Origin of the sequence: Desulfoluna sp. (assembly GCF_030145185.1) — a bacterium.
Taxonomy (GTDB): domain Bacteria; phylum Desulfobacterota; class Desulfobacteria; order Desulfobacterales; family Desulfolunaceae; genus Desulfoluna.
On the sequence record NZ_JAQYWB010000013.1, the window covers coordinates 82,225 to 98,586 of the forward strand.

Annotated in this window: 10 protein-coding genes; 6 read left to right on the forward strand and 4 right to left on the reverse strand. The window is 50.5% G+C overall.

The window, feature by feature from the left end:
* Positions 1-16: 16 nt before the first annotated feature.
* Positions 17-424, reverse strand: coding sequence for a YbjN domain-containing protein (locus Q1Q75_RS06035; protein WP_300668326.1), 408 nt, complete (start codon positions 422-424; stop codon positions 17-19).
* A 455-nt stretch (positions 425-879) separates the two neighbouring features.
* Here Q1Q75_RS06035 and Q1Q75_RS06040 point away from each other — a divergent pair, with 455 nt between their 5' ends.
* Positions 880-1,704 carry an AraC family transcriptional regulator gene (locus tag Q1Q75_RS06040; RefSeq protein WP_300668327.1) on the forward strand — a complete coding sequence of 275 codons (825 nt, stop codon included), beginning with the start codon at positions 880-882 and terminating at the stop codon, positions 1,702-1,704.
* Positions 1,705-1,858: 154 nt separating this feature from the next.
* Entirely contained in the window at positions 1,859-2,779 is a 921-nt protein-coding gene (locus Q1Q75_RS06045) for a DMT family transporter (RefSeq protein ID WP_300668328.1), read from the forward strand.
* Here the strand turns inward: Q1Q75_RS06045 and surE are convergent.
* From surE to Q1Q75_RS06060, 3 genes are all read right to left on the reverse strand, one after another.
* Positions 2,760-3,581: a 5'/3'-nucleotidase SurE gene (surE, locus tag Q1Q75_RS06050; RefSeq protein ID WP_300668330.1), complete on the reverse strand. Its 822-nt coding sequence runs from the start codon at positions 3,579-3,581 to the stop codon at positions 2,760-2,762. The genes Q1Q75_RS06045 and surE overlap by 20 nt on opposite strands.
* Positions 3,582-4,776: 1,195 nt before the next feature.
* Entirely contained in the window at positions 4,777-7,188 is a 2,412-nt protein-coding gene (locus Q1Q75_RS06055; RefSeq protein WP_366945165.1) for an ion transporter, read from the reverse strand.
* Between the two features lie 363 nt (positions 7,189-7,551).
* Entirely contained in the window at positions 7,552-8,550 is a 999-nt protein-coding gene (locus Q1Q75_RS06060) for a YafY family protein (RefSeq protein WP_300668331.1), read from the reverse strand.
* A gap of 1,093 nt (positions 8,551-9,643) precedes the next feature.
* Here Q1Q75_RS06060 and Q1Q75_RS06065 point away from each other — a divergent pair.
* From Q1Q75_RS06065 to Q1Q75_RS06080, 4 genes are all read left to right on the forward strand, one after another.
* Entirely contained in the window at positions 9,644-11,257 is a 1,614-nt protein-coding gene (locus tag Q1Q75_RS06065; protein ID WP_300668333.1) for a hypothetical protein, read from the forward strand.
* Positions 11,254-11,958, forward strand: a complete 705-nt coding sequence (locus Q1Q75_RS06070) for an OmpA family protein (RefSeq protein WP_300668334.1) — start codon at positions 11,254-11,256, stop codon at positions 11,956-11,958. Before Q1Q75_RS06065 ends, Q1Q75_RS06070 begins: the two co-directional genes overlap by 4 nt.
* Positions 11,959-12,159: 201 nt before the next feature.
* Positions 12,160-13,149 carry a hypothetical protein gene (locus Q1Q75_RS06075; RefSeq protein ID WP_300668335.1) on the forward strand — a complete coding sequence of 330 codons (990 nt, stop codon included), beginning with the start codon at positions 12,160-12,162 and terminating at the stop codon, positions 13,147-13,149.
* A gap of 97 nt (positions 13,150-13,246) precedes the next feature.
* A complete protein-coding gene (locus Q1Q75_RS06080; RefSeq protein ID WP_300668336.1) occupies positions 13,247-15,967 on the forward strand; it encodes a DEAD/DEAH box helicase in 2,721 nt (906 codons plus the stop codon).
* The last annotated feature ends 395 nt before the right edge of the window (positions 15,968-16,362 follow it).

Consider the following 16,362-nt stretch of genomic DNA (forward strand, 5'->3'; position numbering starts at 1 on the left):
ACCATTCACACCCGTACTAATCCACGAGTTCCTGCCCATGATCGGTAACCGCCTGATGCGGAATCTCCGCAAACTGTTTCACCGCCATCACCAGGGCTTTTTTTGTGAGCCCGCCCACCACCCCTAAATCATAGCGAAAAAACAGAAGATTCTCTTCTGCCGACGCACAGACCATGATGTACTCGCTGTTAATCAGGTTGACGCACTCAAGCTGCGCAGCCTGCTTGGCGTTTTCTTTAAACCCAAAGACAGACATGAATCGTATGCGGTTTTTCCGTTCGTTCACCTTGACTCGCACCTTAACCGCTTCCTGAACGGTGATGTCGCCGCCATTTTCCATCGTGGCCTCCATAAAGGCGGAATCAAAGACAGACTTGAGCAACTCAGGGGACAGGTTGTCGGCTGTAATCATCTCACTTTGCATGGACGAATCCTCCTTGGGCTGATTGTGGGTGTGGGTGCAGCCGCTCATACCCGAGACAGGCCGAAGATAAAAAAAGGCCCCTGAACCGGGACAAAGAGCCCCACACTGAAACGTCATCATCCTGATTTTTTATTTTTCTCACGACAAAAGCGTCTGGGGAATTGAAGGTTGGACACGGCACAAAAAAAGGAGTCAGGACGCATTTTCTGAGCGATCGACATCGTGGGGACTCGCCGCTGGGCGACACGGTACAGAGGGATAACAGACGCATATATTGACTGAAATAATACGCCACTCCCCTTCATTGATCAATAAAGAATCACCAATCCCGGATATTTCATGAGGAATTGGGTTAAATAAACCGGGTAGCAATTTTCTACAAGAAATCAGGGCGCACGAATGGTATGGTATCCGCATCAAGATTCATCCTCCAACGATAAGCCGATATCCAAACCATGAATGAGACCCAAGCCACAGCATTTTACCGTGATATTGAGATTGAAGGTATTGAAGTCACCCGAGTGATTGGAAGCCATCACGTCTTCCCCAGACACGTGCATGACGACAACTACACCCTGGTTCTCGTGGAAGAAGGGGCCAGCTACTGCGTGGGCCCGGAAAAACATGAGGCGGTGGTCAACAGACAGAACATCGCGTTGATCAACCCGGGTCAGGTTCACTCCGGGATCCCCATCGGAGACGAGCAGCTGTCCTACTGGTCCGCCAACATCCTGCTTGATGTGATGGCAGCAGCATTTGAAGATATTTTTGAAAAGGATGGGGGTGCGCCCGAGTTCAACCGCATGGTTGTTCGGGACTCGGCTCTTCAACATCGGCTCAGACTTTTTTTCCATCTGATGACCCTGCCCTGTGGACGGCTTGAACGAGAAACAGCCTTCTTAAACGCCCTCGGGCACCTACTCACTCACCACAGCGACAGCAAAAGTCCAGCGGTGTCCTGGCATGATTCACAGCGTGTCTGCCGGGCGAAGGAGTGCCTGTCCGAGGAGCTGTCCAGAAAAATATCTCTGGACGAAGTGGCAGGTGCCGTGGGCCTGAGTCGATATCATTTTCTCCGCGTTTTTAAAAAGGCCACCGGCATTGCCCCCCACGCCTTCCGCACCCAGAGGCGCATTGACCTCTCACAAAAGCTGCTCCGCCAGGGCATGGCCTTCTCCCAGGTCGCCCTTGAGACCGGCTTCAGTGACCAAAGCCATTTCACCAAACGATTCAAGCAGTTCACTGGAGCCACACCCCGTCAGTACCTGTCAGCCGTTTGACCTGCCCCTCCCCCTTTCCCCCGCACAAAGAAGCCCTGCAACGGCGCGAACAGCGATTCATCACCCGACCCGGCTTAAAAACCGCAATTTTTGACAATACGCATCCTTCTCCATGGGTTATCTTCTGCGTACCCACTGATACAGGAGATAAAACATGGAGACCGCACAGCCCCGATTAGAGACCGCACCTCAGACGTCCACAGAAAGTAAAAAAGCCCTTTTGCCGGTGGCAGCGCTTATGGCGGCGGTGCTGCTTTGGGGCGGCTCCTTTGCCGCCATGCGTATCGCTGTGACGGCTCTGAGCCCCTGGTCTGTGATGTGGATCCGAATGATAACCGCGCTGGTTCTCATTGCACCGTTTGTCGGAAAGTCCACCCTTAAAAGCTACCAAAAAGGCGACTGGAAACTTCTGGTTCCCATGGTGCTGTTTCAGCCCTGCCTCTATTTTCTGCTGGAATCCTATGCGCTCACGTACACGACCTCTTCCCAGGCGGGGGTCATCTCAGCCCTGGTCCCTCTGTTTGTCGCTTTCGGAGCCTGGCTCTTCCTTAAGGAACAGATCAACCGGAACCTGGTCACCGGCCTTGGGATCACCATCATCGGCGTGATCGCTCTCACGGTCCTGGACGCCCCCGGCAGCAAGGCTCAAAACCCTCTCCTCGGAAACGGCCTCGAACTCATCGCCATGATGAGCGCGGCGATCAATATGATCCTCGTCAAAAAACTGTGCCAACGCTACAACCCCTGGAGCCTGACCGCCATGCAGTTACTGGCCGGGGCTCTCTTTTTTACTCCCGGCCTGCCCCTTCTCTTTCACCTGCCCCTGGCCGTGTGGACGATAGAGCTGATTCTCGCCATGGCATTCCTCGGGCTCTTTGTCACCTTAGGCGCTTTCGGCCTCTACAACTGGGGAATGAGCCACGTGGAAGCTTCCCGGGCATCGATCTTCATCAACCTGGTTCCCGTCAATGCCGTGCTGATCGGATGGATCCTCCTGGGAGAATCACTCAGCGCTCTGCAACTCCTGATGGCAGGCATTGTCCTGTGCGGTGTCGTTATGACAAACCCTCGGTAAGCCAGGAGTGAATCGATCCAAACGCCGTGCGAGAGGTGAGATCCAGGGTCAACGGGGTCACAGAGACGACGTTATCCACGCTCAGGGCATAGACATCGGTCTCTTTGGCTTCATTGGGGTTGGACGCTTTGATCACCCGGGCATCTCGCAATCGGCTGTCCAGGGTGGGATCCTCAAGGCGAGACTGATAATGACGCCAGGAAGAGAGGGTGGTCAGGCGCCAGGGGGTCTCGGGCGTGGCAATGCGGGGAACATCGATTTTCAGAATGTGAACGTCTGGAGGCAAGCCTCTTTTAAGGACGATTTGCGCAAAGTAGCGAAGAAAATAAATAGCCGCCGTCCACTCCTGCTCGGTGTACGCATAATGGGTACCGATGGCGGTCTCCAGGGAAATGGCGATGGAAGGGATGCCGCAGCAGGCCGCCTCCATGGCCGCCCCCACCGTCCCTGAGCTTGTGACGTTTGCGCCGAGGTTTTCACCGTAATTGATGCCGGAGACCACAAGGTTCGGAGTGTCCCCTGCCATCACGCTCAGCCCGTGCCCCACCGCCGCAGCAGGCGACGCGTCGCAGGCGTAGGCCGGGACCGCCTGGCCACCCACCGTCAGGAGTTTCGGCAACAAAGTGGCTTCAGGATTTCCGGTCTTTGCCCGGCCCATAGCCGTCTGCTGATTCATCGGGGCGACGATCCTCAACCGGGCCAGAGGACTCAGCGCCTCGGCCGCAGCCAGAAGACCGGGTGAGTCCACCCCATCGTCATTGGTAAGAAGAACGCCTCCTGCCTTTTTCATCTCATCGGACATGCATCACACTCCTAAGCCAAACTCTATCCCGGATATTTCACGAGTTGGGTGCGCTCATATGCAAGGCATCAAAGCTGAAGATGTAGTGGTTTACCTCAAAGCTCTGATAACGCGGCAGATGAGTGCACCCGGCTCGCCCGAAGGGTGAGAAAATCAAACAGAATACCGTGGATTACATTTTGCATTTTTGAAACGACTGAAAATATGACTGCAAAGAACTGTCATTACGGATTATTCCTTAGTCCTGATTGTTTTCTCATGTAATATCCGGGCTATGGGAAAATTACCATGGCCCTCCAGAGGACCCCAGCGGAAAGGGGCACCCCCTTGCCCACTGATTTCAAAAGCTCATCACCCAGCATACCCCTGATCTCCACGCGTGAAAACCCTCCCGCATAAACAAGAGGGGTTATGGGTGGCCAGGAGACAGCAACGGCGGCAACCACCATGTCTTTGGGATTGAGAAACGGAATGTATGGCATGTTTTTCTCTCGTTCCCAGGCTCTATCTGGGGCAAAAAAAACGTTCTTCGTGCTTGGTGCTTCGTTCTTCGTTCGAGGAGTCGCTGCGCTCCATCCATTTTAAAAAAGCCATGCGTTGATGGCTCTTCTCTCGTTCCCAGGCTCCGCCTGGGAATGCTCCCCGGAGGCTCTGCCTCCAAACTTGAAACCCCGCAGCTTATGAATTTGACCCCTGCACTACGGCTTATCATACCGGCCAGGCAAAGCCTGGAAACGAAAAAATGATCTCCAGATTCGCACTGGAGGGCCCCCCCCGACAAAAAAGCCGCGACGGAGCACGGCGCGCCCAGAAGGGTGTCATGCCTCCACCCGTTATCAAAACCCATCGGTGTTGAATTTTGCTATGCCCCATCCCCCTTCAAAACCTTGGTGCAGTTGTTTTTCGGGCGCGCCGCGCTCCGCCACGGCAGTTAAGCGATACCGGTAAGAGGGAATCGCCCTTTGGGATGGAGAGAAAGAGTGTATGGGGAGTTTTGGGCTGTTACCCGTGCAGGGCTCAGGCTGCAGAAAATAAATAAGCGCACAATCCGTACAACAGACCGCTGCGATTTGACCCGAGGTACGAGGCAAGCGGTAACCCGCTTTCAAGGTGGCACACCTTGCCGCCGGAGGCACGTTTTTGCCCCGGCCTTTAACTATAAGGCATCCCTTTTTGCGCTTTTATTTTCTTCCATCTACAGCGTCACAGCACGATCCCCTGAAATCACGATCAGCTGGTCCACTTCTGAAAGCACCGACGCCATGCCTGGGTGGTCATGGGCCTTGGGATTCATCACGACGCCATCTTCTTGAATAAACCCGAGCACAATACAGGGGACATCTGTGTTGATAATCTCCAGAACAATTTCTTTGTAGGTCTTTCCGGCATATTTGCCGGGCAAAAAGGGCAGAAAAATCTGGGGAGTTCCTTTTCGGGTGGTGAGGAGCGTGTGAAAGATATCTTTCACGCCGGGTAAGAAACAATTCTGGGCAATCAAGTTTTCGGTGATGTCACCCCGGCAGATGACTTCATTGATGATGTGGTTGTCAATATACTGACGGTTTGTCGAGTTAATCAGCTCCATAATGGTGTGAACGTCAGCATTTATTTCCTCGATGCTCATGGCGATAAGCGCAGACGGGGCATCCGCCAAATCCTCATGCCTGGGGTCGGCAAGAACAATCGCCGCCCCGCACTCCCTGATACCTGCCTTTATCAGAATATCACGACGGCATGGGTCCCCTTCAATCACTCGAAAAGAGCCTGCGCTGTCGTCTGGATGCCACTCGGGATGAGCCTCCCAAAGCGCCAGGTCTTGGGCAATCAGGGTGATGTGTATGGGGTCAGAGCCCTCGACCGCGAAAAGCTCTTCGACAACCTGCTTCACATTGGGGTTGCCGTTGCAAATAACGACGGTACGATTTTGTAACCTCGCAAAAGAGTGGGGGTGATGGGTTGACCGAACGTCTCCAAGGTCACGAGACCGGCCCCGCACTTGATGCCCCAACAATTTCAACAAATGGTTCTTGATCATCCCCCGTTCTTTTTCAAAATGCAAAAGAGGATCCCGATAGGCAATCACAGCAAGGCTGTCGCCAGGGGTCAGGCGCGTATCCTTACATTCTGGATTCAGGCAACACGCTTGCCGCAGGTCATTTGATGACGAATCGCTGTTTTTATAAATCCCAATGGGCACCATGTCTGTGTCACGGCTTAAAAAATAGTGTTGAGCCTCCTTGAACGTTTTAAAATCCGCCTCCTCGGTGATGGGAATTTTGTAAAATTCATTGGAATCATGGGAGAAGGTCATGAGCGATCTGTAAATAGTGGTGATCCCAGGATTCAGGACCGCCTGGCTCAGCAGTGTCTCCAGATAGTTTTGGCTCACGATAAATTCCACGTTTTCCAGAGGTTCCGTATACTTCAGCATGCTTTTATCATTCAGCTGAACCGTCACCGGCAGAGAATGATTCTTCGACACGGCAGCAAGGGTGTGCATCAGGGTCTGCTTATCTCGCCGTATGGTTGAAACCCCTGGCACCTCGTCTGAAAGAACAATCGCCCGGTAGGCAGAATCCAGGCAGGCACATTCCAAAACACCCGGAGACCGATAATCCCCCTGAAGGGCCATGACCTTCTTATAAACGTCATGACTCGTGATTTTCAGTTGGTCTGCATCGGGGCTGACGATGAGAATGTAATAGAGCCCGTTAAACGCCGCGTGGATTTGATGCAGAATATAATCAAGGTGGGTATTATTTCCGAAAATAACAATGTGATTTGAAAGCGCTGTCAGAGAGGGCTTGAGGGTGACCTTTCCCTTGCGTTCAATCTTGTGTACAAGAATGGAGACAATCTCGCCTGTAATCATCCCCACCACGCAAATACCTGCAATCAACAGTACGGTCACTTCAATGCGGCCGGCAACCGATAAGGGCTCTTTGTCTTCGATCCCAGAGATCAGAACGATGATAATATTCCAATAGGATTTAAAATAGTCCGCATAGGGACTCAGTCCGGAGGCAAATTGGGATTCCGTAAAATAGAGAAGATTGGCCCCGAGAATCCAGGCCACAATATACAGACGAAAAAGATTCCCAAGCTGATGAAGGCGGTATTGCTCTCTAAAAGATGCAAACCAGATGCGTAAGTTATTGATACTTTGATGAATCAACGCATCATACCGAAATATTTTCAGCAATCGGAGTATCCTGAGGAATCGAATGCCACGTGCAAGACGAAACACCATAAATTTGCTGCTGATCATCAAAACCGCCGGAAGGATGGCAATCAGATCGATCATGGCATAACGGGTAAAGGGATATTTGATCCGGTCAGGCGCGCAGTACCAGCGGGTCACATATTCAAGTGCAAATAAAGTCGTAAACGCTAACTCACACGTCCAATAAACACGCCCATATTCCGGCAAAAAATATTCCAGAGGGATGAGAAGACACGAACACAAAATACAGACCATGATAAACACATCGACCTGTATGCTCAAAGCCTGGGGAACCGTCCTGCTTTCTTCCTCATAAGGATCCAACAACTCGCGAAGCATCGTTTTTAACAAACGTTGCTTTGATACAACACTCCTGCCCAACATTTTGCAGCCCCCGCAATTTCTTTCATATACCAACCCCAATTCTCGATTTGCCTCCGGTGGCTTTGCCGGGAGCTAAATTCTTGAAACGTTCAACAAACAGGTCTCGGGAGTGACTCTCTCTCGTTCCCAGGCTCCGCCTGGGAATGCTCCCCGGAGGCTCCGCCTCCAAGCTTGAAACCCAGCACTCTGTGAGTTTCACTCCTGCGTTACGGCTATTTGTACCGGCAAGGCGGAGCCTTGCACCCGACACGCCCAGGCAGAGCCTGGGAGCGAGAAAGAATGATAAGATCACGGAGATGGCCGAAACGATGGCTACGGCCGTTTTTCCAGACAATCTCTGCGCGCATGCTTACCCCTTGCCTGTTAACCGAGTTGCCCATAATCACGCGCCATCTTTTGGGCCATTTGGCAGATCTCATGACGCAAGCCAACCGGTGCCAGAACGGTTGCATGATCCCCCCACCCCATGACCCATCGCCGGATTTCTTCCGTACCGGCCACGGTCAACTCGTAATGAATGGAGCCATCCTCGAACTCTGTGATCCTTTGGGAGGGATGCCAGACCCTCTCTTTAATCAAATTGGCAACTTCGCTGTCAAACCTGATTTTAACCTGTGTTTCCACGCCTTGATAAATGCCAAACGATGCCTCCATGAATTCATCCAGGTTGAAGTCGTCGGGGATGGTATACGTCTCCGGTAAAACAATCAGCTGATGGATACGTTTTACGTTGAAAATTCGGACCTCCAGGCGCAGCTCACAATAGCCGATCATATAGATCTCCCCTTCGGAAAGCCAGAGGGTATAAGGCGCTACACGCCTTTGGGTTTCAGCTTTCCGGCTCATTGTATAATAAGCCATATCAACAAACCGTTTGGATTGAATCGCCCCCTCCAGTTGATTCACCACCACCTGAGCATTCGCATCCAATTGACCATAAGAGTGCTTAAATGAAAGCATTGGAACAGGGCCACTCTGCTCCAGATAATCATAAAAACTCTCATGGATCCCAGCCTTGATTTTGGTAAACAGGGAGTTCAATTCTTTATAAATGGAGGTCCCCTTCAAATCGGACACCCTATCCCGGGACAGGTAAAGGGCAATAAGCTCTTCAACCTTGAAAGGCACGGCAAGGGGATTTCTGGCATGTTCCATGACAGACCAATACTGGGCACCATTAATGGTTTCACAACAAAGGGGAAACCCCGCAGCCTCCAGATCCTGAATATCCCGGTAAACACTCCGCTTATCGCATGAGAGCTCCAGCATCTGATGGAGTTCCCCCACCGTCTTTCCCGTTCTCGCAGTCAGCAGTGCCTGAATAACCGTCCACTGCCTGGCCATTTGATTTCCTCTTGCCATAACTTGTTCCCCATCAGTCCACATATGTTGGAGGTGTAAAGTTTTAAAGGCATCTCTACAACACCGGCATTAATTTTAAAACAGTATTATTATACGGTAATGGCCAAACATCATCTTAGATCCACTATTTACAGGCATTCTGATGTTTGCATTCTTGATGGGTTAAAGGTAACTTTTCTGTTTTTAACTGGAAAAGGCAGAAGTATTCTATTAAGTTTTGCGGCGAAATCTAATGGTGAGTATTCAGATTAAACGGACATGGATACCTGATTCAGGTTTGAGCAGATATTTATATGAATATCTAAATTAATAAATGACATTTACCCGTAAGGTGGTTGGTGTGCATGATTATATGACGCGTTTAGTGGGCGTTATTCCCTCCGGAGAGATGTCATGGCTTATAGATTGGAGCAAGATGAGTACTATAAATCAGGCCATTATTGCTGGATTCATTCTTTTTGGGGTCGTAAGCTCTCTGTGGTTTATATCCTGTTACCTTCGTCGCTGGAGGAGCCTCTCCTGCGCATTCAAAAAAATAACGAATTCGATGGAAGATCCTTACCAACTGGATGAATGTCGGGCTGATCTCTTTGGAAACCCCTCCTGGGCAGCTCAGCCCTTTAAGGCTTATACCCGGGCCTGGGAAGCCGCATGCCCAAGGGAAGGAAACAAAGCCGCGTTTCCCGTTTCGCTTATGGACTACCTCTCACCGCAACGTGTGGTTGAAAGCTGCTGTTACCATAAGCTTGCATTGGCTTTGCCGGGCATCTTTGTATCATTAGGCATTTTTGGTACTTTTTTCGGTGTGATGTGTGGCATTAGCAAGATTAACCCCGGAAATGTCGAAGGGCTCAGCCAGGAAATTTTTGTTCTTATCGCAGGATTGAAGGTCGCTTTCATAACATCCCTGATAGGAATCTGCTTCTCGGTCTCTTTTACGCTGGCACACCGCCTGGTAGTGGAGTGGATTTCAAGGTCCTATATAAAACTAAATGATCTGTGTTTTCACACATTGTACCCATGTGAGACGGAAGAGTCTTCTTCGCTTTTGCTCATGGAGCAGCTTGACCAGGTGAATCAGGGCATCAAAACTATGGCCACGGATTTAGCAACGCAGCTAAGTGACTCATTGGGACCGGCCATCGGTTCAGCCTTGGGGGAGCATGTGGTTCCTGCCATTCAAGCCATGATGAAGGGGATGGGGGAAAATTCCCAGCAGGTCAAGGTGCACAATGAAAAGGTGGCCGACCTGATAGAGCAATCCCTCGGTGGCCTTGGTGATATATTGTCCGAGCACCTTGATGACGCTCAAAAGCGACAAACAGAGGTTATGGATGGGGTGCTCAAAGAGTACGTTGAAAACATGAATCATACCTTTAAGGATCTGTTCGAAGAGATGGGAAGTGTCGTCAGGGAGACCATGCAGGCCCAAAAACATATTCATGAGGGGATGATTGATTTCAGCAGCTTTGTTCGTGACAATTTCGATCAACAGGAACAGCTGATTGAGAGCACAACCAAGGCTGCCAACGTGATGGTCAATACCCTCGGACAATTTGAGCTGATTACGACCTCCGTAGAATCCACGGCCAAGAGCCTTGAGCACACGGGTGACGTCGTCGATCGGGCTGCAGGAAAAACAAAAGAGATCTACGAGGCTGTGGAAAGTGCCGCACAGGTGGCCGTGGATCGAGTAAATGCCATGCAGGAGTCCATGGATGAGACGTGGGAAACCATGTCAAAGCGCACCGAAGATCTCTTGGGTGGTATGGAAAAACTCTTTTCCGGGCAGGTGACGCGTTTTCACGAGAGCCTTGAAAAAACCATTGGGGAGTTGGGCCGGACCATCAACGAATCGGCAGGTGGCATGGCTGAGGCTTGGGAAAGCATTCACAAGCACGCTGATGACCTGGTCACCACCCTCGCAGGCACAACCCGCGAATTCAGTGAAAATGTCGGTGGAAGCTTAACGCGTGGCCTGGAAATTTTCGATCAGAAAGTGGCAGAGGTTGTGGAGCGCTTCAGCGGGACCCTCCATGAGACAAAAGAGAGCATTAACCTTCTTGCCCCTACCCTCGATAAATTGAACCAGGGGATATCCGGCATGCAGGAAGAGATGGGAACCCAAAAAGACGTCCTGGGTCGGCTTGTTCAAATTTCTGAGATGTCGGTTGTACCGAGTGTGGAAAAATCCTACGAAGCGGCAAAGCTGCTGTCGGAGGGTACTGTGGCAATATCCCATGCCTGCAATGAGTTGATGGGTTGGGTTGAGGCCCAAGAGGGATTTGTCCACAACCTTCAGGCAGCCATTGAAGATGAAAAGAAAGAGCACGTGATTGCCCTGGGGGACATGCTGCAACGTTTTGCCGGAGAGATAAACCCTGTGTTGAAAGAACGCATGGCCGTAGACGAACAAATACTTGAAGCGATGAACCAAATGGCCTCAGGGGATAAGCAGGTCGTTCGCCATTTGGAAATACAAGGTGGCCACTTAAAAGGACTTGATACCAAGATAGAAAATTGGGGTTCCAAAGGAGAGGTGGCGCTTGGAGGTTATCTATCAAGCGTTAAAGAGACCCACAAAGAGATCAACGCTCAGGGGAGCCGCCTGGAAGAATCTTTTACAACGTTTTCAGGCTTGCTCGAAAAAGCAATTCTGGACGGAGAGAACAGAAGCCGATTTTCCTTTTTTGGGGGAAATAAATGATCCGATTCAAGAAACGTCAGAGCATTTCAGACAATGACAACGATTACCAATCTGAAGGGTATTGGGCATCATACAGTGACTTGATGGCAGCGTTGTTGATGATTTTTGCACTGACGACCGTGGCTGCCATTGTTGATATTGGAAGTCGGGTTGACGAGTCGACTCAGGTGCTTGAGGAGTGGGACAAGGTGGTGAAAACCATCAGCTCTTACAAAGGGTTTGAATCCATTGAAGGGGTAACCATCGATGCCGACACAGGAGCCCTTGTGATCAGTAATGACAGCCTCCGCTTTGGCTTTGGATCTGTTGAAGTCAGCGAAGCGGGGAAATCGGTGCTCCAGTCCGTTGTGCCTATGTACATGGCCCTGGTTTATAAAAATCCTGAACTACTCAAAAGAATCGAGGCCATTGAGGTGTCCGGTCACACGGATCGTATGGATTTAAGGGGTGGCAACCCGTATCTTTCGCGAGAGCGAGCTGGGCAGGTACTGAAATTTTTAATGGGTGACCCAGCCATGGGCCCCTATCTGGATACATGGAAGACCAAGGCTGTGGCAGCCGGGTATTCAGCGATACGGTTTCCTGAACAGTGTGAAGAGGATCGTTGTGCCATGGCCCGGCGTGTTGAGATCACCATTCTCTTAAATGAAAGAGAGATGCTCCAGAACTTCCTGCAAACCCTGAGGCACATCATACGGTAGGTCCTGATGATCAAGGTTCAGTTTACACACATCGATAGGGTTGTTGAAAAGGTAAGGGCCACTCATCTGCGTCGCGGGGTTCAGATTGGAGCTGTAGATGAAGGGCTCCTTGCGAACGTCCGCAGGCAGCTGGAGGCCTGTGAGAATGAACACCTGATGGCCCTGGCATTCTCTTTTCAAATAGTGGAGCTGGCTGCCTGCGTGAGCATCGCCGCCCTGAAAACAAACAGTGACCTTATGGACAAGGCTTGCTCCGTAATCACGCACCGGCCTTTGACGGAGGTGCTCTGGTACGGAGTCAAAAAACTAATCGAGAACTACCCCAACCCTTCTCTTGAGGCCGTTTTTCATAATCTTATTCGGGACGGGCGTTTTTGTCTGGGCTCTATCCCAGAGGATTTACCATCTCGTATTGATGCATGGTTTGAGGCCCCTGACTTGGCCCAGGGAGCATTGAATGAATACGCGCAACGCGATGAAGGCGAGTTGGTCTATTTTATGAACCGCGTGAACATCATCATATACCCTCAAATGCGAGAGGCGTTATGGGATGCCCTTCTGTCCAAAGGCAACAAAAAGCTTCTGCTCAGACAAAAACCCAAAGAAATCCTTTCAAAAATGGAAGGTGCTGTCCAAACCGATGCCTTGGGGCGATGGGCTCGAAACTACCTGATTGCCTTAGAAGACCTTCCCGACTGGGATGAAACCATTCTCCTGTTGATAAAAAACCGTTTTGGAATTCCAAAATTCGGAAAAAATGCTGTGGAAGGCCCCTTCTGGAAAAAGGTGCCCACCAACATTAAAGAACGCTTTTACCACTGGTGCATCGGACTTCAGATCGAAGACTTTTTCGACGGAAACCGGGCCCAATTCTGGAAAAAGTTTTACAAGAGTCACCATATTATTGACGTCAAGAGCATTCTCGGGAACGAAGGCTTTATGCTGCGTTTTGCACATTTTGGTGTGGTTGAATTTAAAAGCACAGGCAATGCTGCCTATGTCTACCCTTCAACTCATTTCGAAGAGCTATGGGCTGGATCTGCATTTAAAAACTGGGCTGGAGAGTTTAAAGACAAATCCATGACACTGCGAAACTCGGGTTTAAAAGAGGGTAGAATTCTTCATGGAAAAGGTTGGCAGGAGATATACGGTCAGGTCATTCGAAGCTTGATCAAACATACTGTCCGATAAATCACGATGACTCATAACAAGCGGTACGTATATGCGTTTTTTTAAAAAAAAGATAAAACCCGTTTCTTTGGAGAAGCATTTCGCCCCAGAGGGAATAGTGTTTCAGGCCAAGGCATCTGACGTCATACAATTCCCCTTAAGCCAGAATAGCCGCGACCTGTACCTGAAACTTTCAAAATATCTAGAAATTTTTCAGTATCTGGATGAGTTGTGGGCGGCCGACCTCTTAGAGGCAACAGGGGAAAACACCTGGCGCATTCCCTATCGGATATACAAAACTCTCGGATCGGAAGATCTTGAAGAGGCAGCCCCCGTGATGGGGTTGCCCCAGCCAACCGCCCCCTCTTTTTTTGTAAAAGCCAAATTTCATGTGGGCCATGCAGCCTTTGATATCGAAGTGGAGTATGAGGATCCTGCCAAAGGGACGGTCCGGGTATCCAAAAATCAATACCACGATGGCGTTATTTTCCTCGGAAAAGAGAGCATTCTCCCATTAGACGAAAAGGGCCGCGATCTTTTAGACGCAGTCACCGGCCACTTTGATGCCGACAGCATTGAGAGTCGCATGGAGCACCTTGCAAAGGTACGGAATGCGGCACTGGCAGCAGGCGCTAAGCTGGACCCTTACCTCTCCCGCGAGATTTACGATTTTCATGACAGCGCTGCCCTCGATTTTCAAATGACAGCGCCCGATGAGATTCTCCTTGAGCCCAGGCTCATGGATGGAAAAAATGGGGAGCCGGGGACAGTCCTGAGGGAAGAGGATGTACGCCATATCAACACCCAGGCGGGTGCCAAAGGCGAACGAAGGCGCAGGGTTCTCGATAAAGGCCTGAGAAAATCATTGAAAGAGCTTCCTCCTGAGATGAAGATTACCGGAAGCGATGTCCCCAAATTTCTCACCAACCCGGAGCAGGTGGTGCCCGAAGGCCTGGATCTCTCTCTGTTCAGTGAGCGAGTGAAGGGCATTCGCACGAAAGTCTACAACTCAAAGCCCTACCTCCAGGTGAAGCGAAGCGATCAGGAAGGCTGGTTTGAAGGCATCCCTGGCGTTAAACTGGAAGATTGGTCCCCACAAGAAGCAGAAGGGCCGGGTGAGACACTTTCTTCAGGCGGGACGACTAAGAACCTCTCGCCTGAGACCCTTAAGAAGCTTGCCCGTAAGGCCAAAGAGACCGGGGAAGAATACATTTTACATGAAGGGGACTGGATCCGGATTGATCCAGAGGGACTGGACGCCTTTGAAAAACTCACCGACCCCTTGGAAAAAGGGGACAAGGGAGCACTCAAAATTCCTGCCGGGGCGATGCTCGATATCTATGAAAACATCGACACCCTTGATTATGTCCATGAGCATGTCTTCAGGGATGACACCACACCGCATGATGGAACACCACAGCCGAGCAGTTTAAAGGCTCAGCTCTACCCCTATCAGCTTGAGGGATATCGATGGATGAATGGATTGGCCGGTTGCTCACGGGGAGGACTATTGGCTGACGACATGGGGCTGGGCAAGACAATTCAGGTCATCAGCCACATGCTCTATCTCAAGGAAGAAGGGATAGATGCCACCCATCTGGTGGTGGTACCCAAATCACTTCTTGAAAACTGGCGGCGTGAAATTCAAAAATTTTCGGACGGGGTCCTGACATGCTACCTCTACGACGGCATAGGGCGGATTTTTAACCCGTCCTTAACCGATCGTTTTGACGTTATCGTGATTACCTACGATACCCTGCGACGCGACCAGGCTGTTTTGGCGACCCACGATTGGAACATGGTCGTCTGTGACGAGGCCCAATACGCCAAGAACCCCACCACACAGAGGACGTGTGCCGTGAAAGCGCTCAAGGCCAATCATCGTATTGCCTTGACAGGTACTCCTGTTGAAAACGGTCTTATTGAGTTCTGGTGCATCATGGATTTTGTCCAGCCCGGCCTGTTGGGGAGCTGGAAAGAATTCAGGACCACTTACGAAAGACCCATTGTCACCTCGGAGATAGCGGACAGTCAGGTCCACGTAGATCGCCTACTCGAGCAAATCAACGGGTATTACAAACGCCGGATGAAAAAGGATGTCATGAAAGACCTGCCGCCGTGCAATGCCATATACCGTGAAGTAGAAATGGGCAGCCAACAGTTTGAAATGTACAAAACCATCGTGGGCGAAGCTAAAGCAGGAGGGAAAGGTGCGGCTCTTGCGGCGATTCAGAAATTGATCATGCTTAGCGCTCACCCCACCGCCATCTACCCTGATGGGGAGAGTGGCGAAAAACATCTTGAGATCTCCCCCAAGCTCAAAGCTACCTGTGAGATCATTCGAGATATCAAAGACCGATCAGACAAAGTGATCATCTTCTCCGACTTTAAAAAGATTCAGAAGGTCCTCCAGAAAACCATCCAGAAAGAGTTCGGGATCATGCCCGATATCATCAACGGAGAGGTGAACACAAACCGTCAGACCATCATCGATATCTTCTCAGAAAAAAAGGGCTTCAATGTTCTCATCCTGGGACACCAGGTGGCCGGTGTGGGCTTAAACATCATATCCGCCAACCACGTCATCCACTACACACGTCCCTGGAACCCGGCAAAAGAAAGGCAGGCCACAGACCGCGCTTACCGTATCGGCCAGATCAAGCCGGTCACCGTCTACTACCCCATCGTAACCCATCCGGAGTTTACAACGGTGGAGAAAAAACTCGATGATCTTTTGCGCTCCAAGCAGGACCTTGCGGAAAACGTGCTGAGGCCGACGTCAGAGGCAGCCGTCAAAGAGAAGGATATGTTTGAGTGCCTTAATATGGAATCAGCATAAGGACCAGTTCAAACATAAACTATAGAAAAAAAGGAGACCTTCTATGGTTAAAGGTAACTATTCAGCTTACGCCTCCGACGGCCCTGCCGGGGGCTAAACTTTTGCCTGATTTTATAAAGACGGGTTTTACAAAATAACCTTGATTAAATTTCATCTTAAAAGCGGCTGTGATTACCTCTTATTCACAGCCATGGGTTCCCTGTCCATTTCAGGCTTCAATGTCACCCACACCGGTGAGATTACGGCGGCGTCGTAGACATAATGATTGCCAAGTAGAACCTGCGCTCCATGAAAAGCGTGGATTATGCATTATATTAAGAAAATAACGCACAGAGCCAAAATCATGGAGGCAGGTATGGAACCAATTTTATCGTATGTCGGTCTTGACGTACATA

Bases quoted from the DNA above. Each gene is read 5' to 3' on its own strand.
- Q1Q75_RS06035 (WP_300668326.1), bottom strand. From the start codon at position 424: ATGCAAAGTGAGATGATTACAGCCGACAACCTGTCCCCTGAGTTGCTC.
- Q1Q75_RS06040 (WP_300668327.1), top strand. From the start codon at position 880: ATGAATGAGACCCAAGCCACAGCATTTTACCGTGATATTGAGATTGAA.
- Q1Q75_RS06045 (WP_300668328.1), top strand. From the start codon at position 1,859: ATGGAGACCGCACAGCCCCGATTAGAGACCGCACCTCAGACGTCCACA.
- surE (WP_300668330.1), bottom strand. From the start codon at position 3,581: ATGTCCGATGAGATGAAAAAGGCAGGAGGCGTTCTTCTTACCAATGAC.
- Q1Q75_RS06055 (WP_366945165.1), bottom strand. From the start codon at position 7,188: ATGTTGGGCAGGAGTGTTGTATCAAAGCAACGTTTGTTAAAAACGATG.
- Q1Q75_RS06060 (WP_300668331.1), bottom strand. From the start codon at position 8,550: ATGGCAAGAGGAAATCAAATGGCCAGGCAGTGGACGGTTATTCAGGCA.
- Q1Q75_RS06065 (WP_300668333.1), top strand. From the start codon at position 9,644: ATGGCCACGGATTTAGCAACGCAGCTAAGTGACTCATTGGGACCGGCC.
- Q1Q75_RS06070 (WP_300668334.1), top strand. From the start codon at position 11,254: ATGATCCGATTCAAGAAACGTCAGAGCATTTCAGACAATGACAACGAT.